The sequence below is a fragment of the Streptomyces sp. NPDC090021 genome, assembly GCF_044748225.1.
Classification (GTDB): domain Bacteria; phylum Actinomycetota; class Actinomycetes; order Streptomycetales; family Streptomycetaceae; genus Streptomyces.
The window spans coordinates 1-10,332 of the sequence record NZ_JBIVFO010000080.1 but is presented as its reverse complement, the minus strand read 5'-3'; the positions used below and the strand labels follow the sequence as shown (position 1 = coordinate 10,332).

8 protein-coding genes are annotated in these 10,332 nt (G+C 71.5%); 1 reads left to right on the top strand and 7 read right to left on the bottom strand.

The features are described from left to right. Positions 1-252 precede the first annotated feature (252 nt). On the top strand, positions 253-1,170 hold the full coding sequence (locus tag ACIPXC_RS34630) for a helix-turn-helix domain-containing protein (protein ID WP_401626377.1): 918 nt from the start codon (positions 253-255) through the stop codon (positions 1,168-1,170). A 41-nt stretch (positions 1,171-1,211) separates the two neighbouring features. Here the strand turns inward: ACIPXC_RS34630 and ACIPXC_RS34625 are convergent, their stop codons facing one another. The 7 genes from ACIPXC_RS34625 to ACIPXC_RS34595 form a co-directional block, all read right to left on the bottom strand. Beyond that, positions 1,212-2,435 carry an acyltransferase family protein gene (locus tag ACIPXC_RS34625; RefSeq protein WP_401626374.1) on the bottom strand — a complete coding sequence of 408 codons (1,224 nt, stop codon included), beginning with the start codon at positions 2,433-2,435 and terminating at the stop codon, positions 1,212-1,214. Between the two features lie 224 nt (positions 2,436-2,659). Further along, positions 2,660-3,907: an FG-GAP repeat domain-containing protein gene (locus ACIPXC_RS34620; protein WP_401626370.1), complete on the bottom strand. Its 1,248-nt coding sequence runs from the start codon at positions 3,905-3,907 to the stop codon at positions 2,660-2,662. Beyond that, entirely contained in the window at positions 3,904-4,686 is a 783-nt protein-coding gene (locus ACIPXC_RS34615) for a hypothetical protein (protein ID WP_401626367.1), read from the bottom strand. The genes ACIPXC_RS34620 and ACIPXC_RS34615 overlap by 4 nt, the downstream gene beginning before the upstream one ends. A 52-nt stretch (positions 4,687-4,738) precedes the next feature. After that, the gene (gene wecB / locus ACIPXC_RS34610) at positions 4,739-5,935 is read right to left on the bottom strand and encodes a non-hydrolyzing UDP-N-acetylglucosamine 2-epimerase (protein ID WP_401626365.1); all 1,197 of its coding nucleotides are present in this window, start codon (positions 5,933-5,935) and stop codon (positions 4,739-4,741) included. 358 nt (positions 5,936-6,293) lie between these two features. After that, entirely contained in the window at positions 6,294-7,979 is a 1,686-nt protein-coding gene (locus ACIPXC_RS34605; protein ID WP_401626363.1) for an FAD-dependent oxidoreductase, read from the bottom strand. A gap of 4 nt (positions 7,980-7,983) precedes the next feature. Next, positions 7,984-9,306 (bottom strand): MFS transporter, encoded by a 1,323-nt coding sequence (locus ACIPXC_RS34600; RefSeq protein ID WP_401626360.1) that lies wholly within the window; start codon positions 9,304-9,306, stop codon positions 7,984-7,986. A gap of 7 nt (positions 9,307-9,313) precedes the next feature. After that, positions 9,314-10,099: an SDR family NAD(P)-dependent oxidoreductase gene (locus tag ACIPXC_RS34595; RefSeq protein WP_401626356.1), complete on the bottom strand. Its 786-nt coding sequence runs from the start codon at positions 10,097-10,099 to the stop codon at positions 9,314-9,316. Positions 10,100-10,332 lie beyond the last annotated feature (233 nt).

The following is a 10,332-nucleotide window of genomic DNA, read 5'->3' as shown; positions in this document are numbered from 1 at the left end:
AGAACCAACCTCAAACGCCCGTCCAACCGGGCCGGCGGCACCTCCCCCGCACCCGAATCAACCCGCGCACCCTCAACAACCGACATCGCCAGACTCCCTCTCGCTCACGCAACGGTGTGTTGCGTCATCGACTCTGGACCGGCCGCGAGGGCTTACCCAGCCCTCTGGTTGTGCTGGCGCCGCGCAAGCTAGCACTCCCAGGGCCACCTTCCGGGGAAGCGTTCGGCGCCCTCCCCCGGCACACTGGAACGCATGGACACACCGACCGCTCTGGGCGAGTTCCTCCGTAACCGTCGCGCGCAGCTCCAGCCCGAGGACGTCGGGCTCCCGTCCCACGGCACCCGTCGGCGCGTGCCCGGGCTGCGGCGCGAGGAGCTCGCCCTGCTGGCCGGCGTGAGCATCACGTACTACACGCACCTGGAGCAGGGGCAGAGCACGAACGCCTCGGACAGCGTCCTCGACGCCCTGGCCCGTGCGCTGCGCCTGACCCCGGACGAGCACGCCCACCTGCACAACCTGGCCCGTCCGCCGCGCGCCAAGCGGGCCCCGTCTCCCCGCCCCGAGTACGCCCGCGACACCACGCGCCGGCTGATCGGCGCGATGCCGCAGGTCCCCGCCGTGGTCCTGGACGGCCGCAACAACGTGCTCGCCTGGAACCCGCTGGGCCACGCCCTGCTCGCCGGGCACCTGGACTTCGCGAGCCCCGGCGATCCCGTCGTACGTCCGAACCTGACGCGGATGCTGTTCCTCGACGCGCACACGCGGGAGCTGTACACGGACTGGAAGAGCGAGGCCCGTGTCGCCCTGGCGGCGCTGCGCCTGGTCGCCGGGCGCAATCCCGAGGACCGTGCGCTGGCCGAGCTCATCGGCTCGCTCATGCTGCAGAGCCCGGACTTCGCCTCGCTGTGGTCCAAGCATCCGGTGCGGGACTGCACGGTCGGTACGAAGACGCTGCACCATCCGGTGGTGGGCCCGCTGACCCTGGACTTCGAGAACCTGCACCTGACCGACGGCACCAACCACCGGATGCTGCTCTACAGTGCCCCCGAGTCCTCCCCCTCCGACGCGGCGCTGCGCATGCTGTCGAGTCTGACCGCCGGGGCGGCGGGTGCGGGCCGGGGTACGCCGGAGCCCGCGCCGGCGGAGGCCGACGCGGGCGGTGAGCGGTAGTACGAGGGGCCGGTGGAGCGGGGGCCGGTGGGGCGGGCGGGTCAGTCGCGGGTGGCCGCGCTGACCGGGGTCCGGTCCCCGGACGGCTCGCCGGCCGGAGCCGGGGCCGGCGCGGAGGGCGTACGGGGCCTGGCGCGGCCGAAGCGGCGCATGGCGGGCATCTCCACGAAGCGGTACAGGAGCCAGCCGCCGAGCAGGGAGGCGGCGAAGAAGCCGGCGATCACCAGCAGGGCGACCGGGACGCTGTAGGTGTTCTCACCGAGCAGCGAGCGCAGGTAGAAGATCGTGACGCCCTGGACGAGGTAGAAGCCGAAGGAGACCTCGCCGAGCCAGACCATGGGCCGGCTGCGCAGGAAGGTGGTGCGGCCCTGCACGTCGGCGTGGGCGGTGGCGCCGATCAGCGCGGCGACCGGGATGATCGTCGCGACGACGAACCCGTACTGGAACGGCGCGACGAGGGCGGCGGCGTAGCCGAGCACCGTGAGGACGAGCGAGAGACCGAAGCCGACGCGGCGCGGCCACAGTCCCGCGAGGACGATGCGGGCCAGCAGGATGCCGAGGACGAATTCGAAGAGACGGCCGGCGGGCAGCAGGTAGCCGAACCAGAACTGCATCCCGGAGATGGGCGTGATGGTGGACTTCGGGGTGTCGGGGACGAAGTAGGTGGCGACCAGCTGGACGGCGACCATGCCGGCGATCATCGCGGCGCTCCAGCCCCACAGGGCGGTCCGCCCGCGGAGCCTGCGGATCGGGACGATGAGCGCCGGGAAGAGCATGTAGAAGAGCAGCTCGCTGCCGAGGGACCAGCTGGGCGGGTTGACGCTGAGGTTGACCGTGGGCTGCGGCCACCAGGTGTGGATGAGGAGGAGGTTCGGGAGCCAGTCGGCGACGCCGGTGACGGCCGAGCCGGCGAAGAGGAGCATCGCGGCGGCGAAGACCACGATGTGGTTGGGGTAGATCTTCAGCAGTCGGCGGCGGAGGAAGGCGGTGACCCGCTCGCCGGGCTTGGCCGCCCAGGCGAGGACGAAGCCGGAGAGGACGAAGAAGAAGGAGACGCCCAGGTAGCCGGCCTTGCCGAAGGCGGTGGAGAACCCGTCCGCGATGGTGGCGTCGGCGAAGGGGTTGATGGGGGCGTTGGGCGGGATCGGGGAGTCGGTCAGGGACGCGTGGAAGAAGAAGACGGAGAGGGCGGCGAAGAACCGCAGGCCGGTCAGTGAGGGCAGCTTCGCCCGCTTCGCGGCGTCGGAGGACGTCGTGGAGGCCACAGGGAATCGCTCTTTCGGAAGAGTGAAGGGTGCGGAAGGGTTTCGGGAGGGACGGCCCGCCCGGGCCGTGGTCCGCCGTGCGGCGGGAACCGGGCCCGGGCGGTGCGCCGTACCCTCTCGGGGGGCGTCGCGGGGGCGGGACTGCCCGTCGGGGTACGGGGTGGTGGGTACGGGGCCGGGGCGCGGGGGCCGGTGAGGGCGCCGGACCCGGCGCGCAAGGCCCCTTACTGCTCGATCTGGTTGCGGTAGAGCATGAGCTTGGCGTCCTTGGCCACGTAGTAGTTCTGCACGGAGTACGCGATGGTGGCGAAGTCCAGGCGGCCGTCACCGTTGAAGTCGGCGGTGGCGATGCGGGCGACGGACTCGTCGGAGACGCGCCACTTGGCCCAGATGCCGTTGGCGGCGTCGATCGCCTTGTAGTACATGACGCCCTGCCACGGCCACGGGCCGCGGAGCGCCACGAGGAACTCGTCGTCGCCGTCGCCGTCGAAGTCGGCGCAGACGATCTGGTGGCCGGGGCCCTCGCCGTTCTCGTTGGGGTCGCCGTAGACGTCGAGCAGGACGCGGTTCCAGCCCTGGCCTTCGCCGGCCTTGGTGTAGACGGCCACGGTGTTGCCGTGGAAGGGCTCGATGGCGGCGACATAGGCCATCGGGTCGTCGCCGAGGCGGCCGGCGTTGAGGTCGCCGCTGCCGCGGAACCCGGTCTGCTCGAACTGGGTGAGTTCGCCCGTGCCGACGAGTTCGCGGACCCACTCCTGGCGGTCTGCGTCGTAGTGGAGCCAGGTGACGCCCTCGTCGGAGGCCAGCAGCAGGGACTCCAGGTCGGAGCCGGGGATCAGGCCGCGCTTCTTCTCCGCGCCGTGGATCATCCGGAAGTGACTGTCGTCGATGACGGTCATCTCCCATTCCTCCGCCGTGTGCACGTCGTCGGGCTGGGTGAACAGCACGACGGGCAGTACGGCGTGGACGTCCTCCTTGGCGACGATCGGCAGGCCGATGATCTGGAGGCGGTCGGTGCGGGTGAAGTGGCCGGCGCGCAGGCGGTGCATGCCGGTGGCGCGTCCGACGTAGTGGCGCTTCCAGCGGGACTCGTCCTTGTCGGGGGTGCCCGGGTTCTCCAGCCAGTCGATCTTGCCGCCTTCGGTGTTGGCGTCGTGGATCGTGCCGATCGGGCCGTACAGGTCGTAGCAGACGATGACGTCGGGGTGGCCGTTGCCGGTGACGTCGGCGTAGTCGGCGCCGACGGGCATCTTGATCCGGTCGGCTATCAGCCGGCGGGTCCAGTCGCCGTCGTTGGCGTACCAGTAGATCTCGCCCAGGCGGAGCCCGTAGCCGAAGAGGTCGGGCTTGCCGTCGCCGTTGATGTCCGGGGCCTCCAGCCAGTAGCCGTCGCGGAGCTGGTCGGCGACGACCTCGGCGGTGAACTTCGGTGCGCGCAGGGTGGTCTCGTTGGTGTTGCCGGTGGTGGTCACGAGTGGTTCTCCAGGGGGTTCGGGGTGGTCACGGGGAAGAGGGTGCGCAGCGCGCGGGGTACGGGGTGGTATTCGATGGCGAGCCAGATGCAGTCGGTGTCCGCCCGGTACTGGTGCCAGGGGTAGTGGTAGGTGCACTGGGGGCCGGTGGCGCAGAACGGGTCCGGGGTGGTGTAGCCGGGGCTCATCAGGACGTCCTGGTAGAGCGAGGCGTGGTCCCGGTCGCGGAAGCGCTGCATCCGGCCGAGGCCGTGGACCTGGGTGTGGACCTCGATGAAGTCGTGGCTGTTGTGGACGGCGCAGTCGGTGCCGGCGGGCGAGAACCAGAGGTTGGCGCGGACGTTGAACTCGCGCAGGTCCGTGGGGGTCTCGCGCTCCCCGAGTACGTGGGCCGGGTCGAACAGGACGGTGTTGATGTCGTCCTGGGGGCTGCGGTGGAGGGCGGTTTCGCGGGGGAACTCGCCGGGGCCGAGGAGGTCGGCGAGGTGGGACCAGCCGGGTTCCCCGGTGATGCCGGTGATGTCGCTGCCGTCGGGGGCTGAGCGCAGCAGCAGGAGCGCGTCGGCCTTCTCGATGCGGGTGTCGGCGAGGACGGTGGAGGAGAGCGGGGGGATGGTCTTGCGGGGCTCCTCCGCGATGGTCACGGGCGTCACGCCGGGGTTGACGACGATGGTGCGTCCTTCGACGGTGTAGTCCACCGCGTCGCGCACGAGGTGGGCCCTGAGGTACGGGGTGCTGAAGTTCAGCGGGCGTTCGATGGCGGACGGGGTGGCGCTCATGCGTGCTCCTCTCGTTCGGGTCCGGGCGCGGGGTGCGGGCCCGGGCGGGGGCTCAGGTGCGGGCGAAGTCGGCCGTACGGGCGAGCTCGACGCTGAGCTCGTCGACGGCGTCGTCGGGGACGAAGGGTTCGGGCGCGGGGCCCATTCCGAAGAAGTGGGCGAGGGCGGCGACGGTGCGTTCGGTGGCCCGTCCGTCGCCGTAGGGGTTGGCGGCGTTGGCCATGCGGTCGTAGGCGGCCCGGTCGCGCAGCAGCTCCAGGGTGTGGGAGACGATGCCCTCGGTGGCCGTGCCGACGAGGCAGGCGGTGCCGGCGACGATGGCCTCGGAGCGCTCGGTGACGTCGCCGAGGACGAGCGTGGGCTTGCCGAGGGCGGGGCCCTCCTCCTGGCTGCCGCTGCTGTCCGAGACGATGAGGTCGGCGCGGCCCATGAGCTTGCAGAAGCTGAGGTAGGGCAGCGGGTCGGTGACGGTGATGCCCGGGTGGCTGCCGATGTGCGGCAGGAGTGCCTCGCGTACGACGGGGTTGCGGTGGAGCGGTACGACCACGCGTACGCCGGGCTCGTCGGCGATGCGGGCGAGGGCCCGGCCGATCTGCGGCAGGTGCGGCCAGGCCTCGCGGCGGTGCGCGGAGGCGAGGACGATCCGGCGCGGGTCGTCGTCGAGGTCGGCCAGGGCGGGGTCGCCGTAGCTCTCCGCGCGGCCGCTGGCCCAGCGCAGGGCGTCGATGACGGTGTTGCCGGTGACGGTGACGGTGTCGGCGGTGATGCCCTCGCGGAGCAGGTTCGCGAGGTTGCCGGGGGTCGGGGCCAGGTGGAGGGCGGCGACCTGGGCGACGAGTCGTCTGTTGCCCTCCTCGGGGAAGGGCGAGCCGAGCCGGCCGCTGCGCAGCCCGGCCTCGACGTGGACGACGGGGATCCGCAGGTGGAATCCGGCCAGCGCGCCGGTGAGGGTGGTGGCGGTGTCCCCGTGGACAAGGACCGCGTCGGCGGGCGAGGCGGCGAAGTAGTCCTCCAGGCCGCGCAGCGATCGGTAGGTGACCTGGGAGAGGGTCTGCTTGGGCGCCATCACTTTCAGGTCGACGTCGGCGGTGAGGCCGAAGGCGTCGAGGGTGTCGTCCAGCATCTGGCGGTGCTGCCCGGTGGAGATCACGACGGGCTGGAAGCGCGGGTCGTCCTGGAGGGCGCGGATGACCGGCGCGAACTTGATGGCTTCCGGCCGGGTGCCGAGGACTACGGCGACGGAACGCATGGCTTCCTCTTCTTTCTGGCGCGTTGGGAATCGGGCCGTGGCATGTCGGGGGAAGGAGGCGGCACGGCGGTGCCGCGGGGAGGTGCGAGGGAGTGGCCAGGGGATCGGATCGCTCTGCGAGGGGGCTTTTTCGGCTGCCCTCTTTCCGGCCGGTCACCAGCTTTCCCGGAGCCGCCCGGACAGTCAACGAACTCCCTCGGGCACTCGAACAGTTGGGCGGGAACGCAAGAAGCCCCGCACTCCGGGGGAGGGAGTGCGGGGCTTCTGAGCAGGGATGACGGTCGTGGGACCGCGGGCAGGGTCGCGTGGGGGACGCCGGACCGCCGGCGGTGGACCGCCGGCCGTCATCCGTCCGGGATCAGCCTCGGGCAGGCTTGATCGACATGGAGTGGCGGAAGAAGTCGGACGGGTCGTAGCGCTTCTTGACCTGCTGGAGGCGCGGGTAGTTGTCCTTGTAGTAGAGCGTCTGCCACGGCACGCCGGAGCGGTTGCGGCGGGGGTCGGTGATGTCGCGGTCGGGGTAGTTGATGTAGCAGCCGTCGGTGCTGTCGTCGATCAGGGGCACGCCACCGGTCGCCGAGAAGAAGTCCTCGTACAGGTCGCGCAGCCAGCCCAGGTAGAAGGCGTCCTCGCTCTCCTCCTGCCAGAAGGTCTGGAAGCACATCTTGAAGATGGACGAGCGCTGCGCGTTGGCCGTCGCGTCGGGGGCGACGGCGTTGACCTGGCCGCCGAAGGAGAAGAGCACCAGCATGGTGTCGGGGTTCTTGAAGTCCGGTCGGCTCATGTAGCGGTAGAGCGCCGAGATCTGATGGTCGGTGAAGTTCTTGCGCATGTACGCGGACTTGTGCGCTCCGCGCGAGGTGGGGTTGGTGATGGTGGGGTTGTTGGTGCCGACGAGCCGGGTCGCCTGGAGCCAGGGCAGGGTTCTGGGCTCGGCGAACTGCGGCATGGCGGGCAGCTCGCCGGTGGCGCGGGTCAGCGCCCGGGGGGTGACACCCGTACCGGCGGTGATGGCCGCCACGTAGTCGTCGAGCAGTCGGCGGGCGTTCGGTACGGTGGCGTCGACCTGGGTGAACATGCCCAGGCTGCCGTGTGCCTTGGAGCTGACGTTGAACAGGCTGGAGAGGTTGCGGTAGGGGCTGTCGGGGGCGCTGTGGGCGGCGTGCCAGGCACCGAAGTTCTTCAGGAGCCGGGTGAACTTGGCCTCCGTCAGCTGTTCCCAGGGGAAGTCGAGGGCGCTCACGAGGACCTTCGACGGCGGCGATATCAGCTGCTCGGAGGGTTCGGAGCCGGTGGCGCCCGGGGAGCGGAACCAGTAGCGGGTCACCAGGCCGAAGTTGCCGCCGCCCCCGCCGGTGTGCGCCCACCACAGGTCGCGGTGGGGGTCGTTCTTCTCGCGGGTGGCGACGACGGTGCGGACGCCTCCCTTGCCGTTCGTCACGACCACCTCCACGGCGTAGAGGTGGTCGACGACCAGGCCGTGGGCCCGGGAGAGCAGCCCGTAGCCGCCGCCGACGATGTGGCCGCCGGCTCCGACGCTGTAGCAGATGCCGCCGGGTATGGTGACGCCCCAGCCCTTGTAGAGGGCCTCGTACACGTTGATCAGACGGGCGCCCGCCTCGACGACGAAGGCGCGGCGTGCGGGGTCGTAGCCGACGTGGGTCATCTCCGAGAAGTCGATGATGACCTCGGTCTCGGGGTGGGCGGCGAAGTCGGCGAAGCAGTGTCCGCCGCTGCGTACGGAGACCCGCTTGCGGGCCCGGACGGCGTCTCTCAGGGCCCGTTCGGCGTCCGCGGTCGAGCGGACCATCTTGACGTAGTCGGGGCGTGCGACGAAGCGCTGGTTGTTGCCGGTGGTGAGCATCTCGTAGCGCGGGTCGCCCGGACGTACGACGGCTCCGGTTCCGGCGAACGCGCCGGGCGCCGCGGAGGCGGCGGGGTCGGTGGCCGCCGCGGCGGGGCCGGCGAGCGCGCCGGCCACGGCCGCGCCTCCGACGACGGCCGCGCTGCGGGTGAGCATGGTCCGGCGATCGACACCGTTCATGGAACTACCTCGAATTCTGTTCGACGATGGGGTGGGGGACGTGCCCGGCACCGGCGGCGGGGTCCCGTGCGGGGAGCGGTCCAGGGCTGGACCGTTCGGTGGGGAGGGAGTCGGTGGGGAGGGAGTCGGTGGGGAGGGAGTCGGTGGGGAGAGGGGGTGCGGGGAGCGGGTTGCGGTCCCGGCCGGCCCTGCGGTCGAGCCGGCCGGAGAGGGCCGCGGTGCCCAGACCGGCGGCGGCCAGTCCGGCTCCGATCCAGGTCGGCGAGGTCCAGCCCAGGCCGTGGGCGACGGCGAGGCCGCCGAGCCACGCGCCGAGGGCGTTGCCGAGGTTGAAGGCCGCGATGTTCGCGGCGGAGGCGAGGGCCGGGGCCCCGGCCGCCTGCTGCATCACGCGGGCCTGGAGCGGCGGCACCGTGGCGAAGCCGATCGCCCCGAAGGCGGCCAGGGTGACCGCGGCGGGCAGGGCGGCCCGCGAGGTGAAGGTGAAGACCACGAGCACCAGGCAGAGGCCGCCGAGGATGAGGTACAGGCTGGGCATGAGGGCCCGGTCGGCGGCCCGGCCGCCGAGTACGTTGCCCACGCAGAGCCCGGCGCCGAAGAGGACGAGGAGCCAGGCGACCGCGCCGTCGGAGAAGCCTGCCAGTTCCGTCATCATCGGCGCGAGATAGGTGAAGGAGGCGAAGACGCCGCCGAAGCCGAGGACCGTGGTGGTCAGCGCCAGCCACACCTGGGGCCTGCGGAAGACGGCGAGTTCGCCGCGCAGGGCCCCGGTCTGCGGCGCGGGCTGCGCCGGGACCAGGGTGATCAGGGAGAGCAGTCCGACGATCCCGATCCCGGTCACCGCCCAGAAGGTCGAGCGCCAGCCGAACTGCTGTCCCAGGAAGGTGCCCAGGGGTACACCGAGCACATTGGCGAGGGTGAGTCCGGTGAACATCAGGGCGATGGCGCTGGCTCTCCGGTCCGGGGCCACGAGGTCGGCGGCGACGACGGAGCCGATCCCGAAGAACGCGCCGTGCGTCAGGGCCGCGATCAGCCGCCCGCCCATGAGGGAGGCGTAGTCGCCGGCGAGCGCGCAGAGCAGGTTGCCGGCGACAAATATAGCCATGAGCACGACAAGCATGGTCTTGCGGGGCAGCCGGGCACCGGCCGCGGTCATCAGCGGTGCGCCGACGACCACGCCCAGGGCGTAGCCGGTGACCAGCATGCCGGCGGAGGGGATGGACACGGACAGGTCGTCGGCCACCTCGGGGAGCAGGCCGACGATGACGAACTCGGTCGTCCCGATCCCGAAGGCACCGACCGCGAGGGCGAGGAGGGAAGCACGCATCGCCGGATCAGATCTGCCGCAGGGCGCCGCCGTCGACGCTCCATTCGGCGCCGGTGACCTGGCCCGCGAGGGGCGAGAGCAGGTACGCGACGACACCGGCGACGTCCTCGGGGGTACCGATGCGGCCGCTGGGAAGCCGGCGTTCCTCACGGATGAAGTGCTCGACGGCCTCGTCGGCGGGCAGCCCGAACCGCTCGCCGAGCTGCTCGGCGAAGCCGCCGGGGGCGTCGAAGAGCGCGGTGCGGGTGGGCCCCGGGGAGACCACGTTCGAACGGACCGCCCGTGCGCCGAACTCCGCGGCAAGGGACTTGGAGAGGGTGAGCAGCGCCGTCTTGGAGCTCGCGTAGTCGACGATGCCGGGGTCGGGGTAGCGGGCGGCCTCGCTCGCCACGTGGACGACGGAGCCGGCTCCGGACTCCAGGAGTGCGGGCAGGGCCGCGCGGGTCATCCGGACGGCGGAGTGGAAGTTGACCTCGAAGGTGTTCCACCACTGTTCGTCGGTCACGTCGAGGAAGCCGGTACGGGATTCCAGCGCACCGACGTTGTTGACGAGGCCGTCGAGCCGGCCGTGGCGCTCGGCCACGGCGTCGGCGACCTGCCGGGCCGCGGCGGGGTCGGTGAGGTCGGCGGTGAGGGTGCTGACCCGCTCACCGAGGGCGTCGGTGCTCCACGGCTTGCGGGCGACGCCGACGACGGTGGCTCCTTCGGCGGCGAGCAGGCGGACGGTCGCCTCGCCGATGCCGGACGACGCACCGGTGACGAGGTACACGCGGTTTTCGATACGGAGGTCCATCACATTCCTTGAGAAGGAGGGAGGCGGCCCGGCACGGTCGACGGGAGCGGGTCTGACGACCGTGCCGGGGACGCTTCCCGGAGGGAGGGGGTCTCTTCGGCCGGCGGATCAGCCGGCGGCGGCCACGTCCTTCGCGGCCTTGGTGCGGAGGAAGAGGACGGTGGTGAGGATCCCGAGGACCACGACCGCGGTGTTCACGATCACCGCCGTGGTGATCCCCGCGTGGATGTCGG

What these genes read in the sequence shown, in the direction of transcription:
- ACIPXC_RS34630 (WP_401626377.1), top strand. Translation starts at nt 253, where the DNA reads ATGGACACACCGACCGCTCTGGGCGAGTTCCTCCGTAACCGTCGCGCG.
- ACIPXC_RS34615 (WP_401626367.1), bottom strand. Translation starts at nt 4,686, where the DNA reads ATGAGCGCCACCCCGTCCGCCATCGAACGCCCGCTGAACTTCAGCACC.
- wecB (WP_401626365.1), bottom strand. Translation starts at nt 5,935, where the DNA reads ATGCGTTCCGTCGCCGTAGTCCTCGGCACCCGGCCGGAAGCCATCAAG.
- ACIPXC_RS34605 (WP_401626363.1), bottom strand. Translation starts at nt 7,979, where the DNA reads ATGAACGGTGTCGATCGCCGGACCATGCTCACCCGCAGCGCGGCCGTC.
- ACIPXC_RS34600 (WP_401626360.1), bottom strand. Translation starts at nt 9,306, where the DNA reads ATGCGTGCTTCCCTCCTCGCCCTCGCGGTCGGTGCCTTCGGGATCGGG.
- ACIPXC_RS34595 (WP_401626356.1), bottom strand. Translation starts at nt 10,099, where the DNA reads ATGGACCTCCGTATCGAAAACCGCGTGTACCTCGTCACCGGTGCGTCG.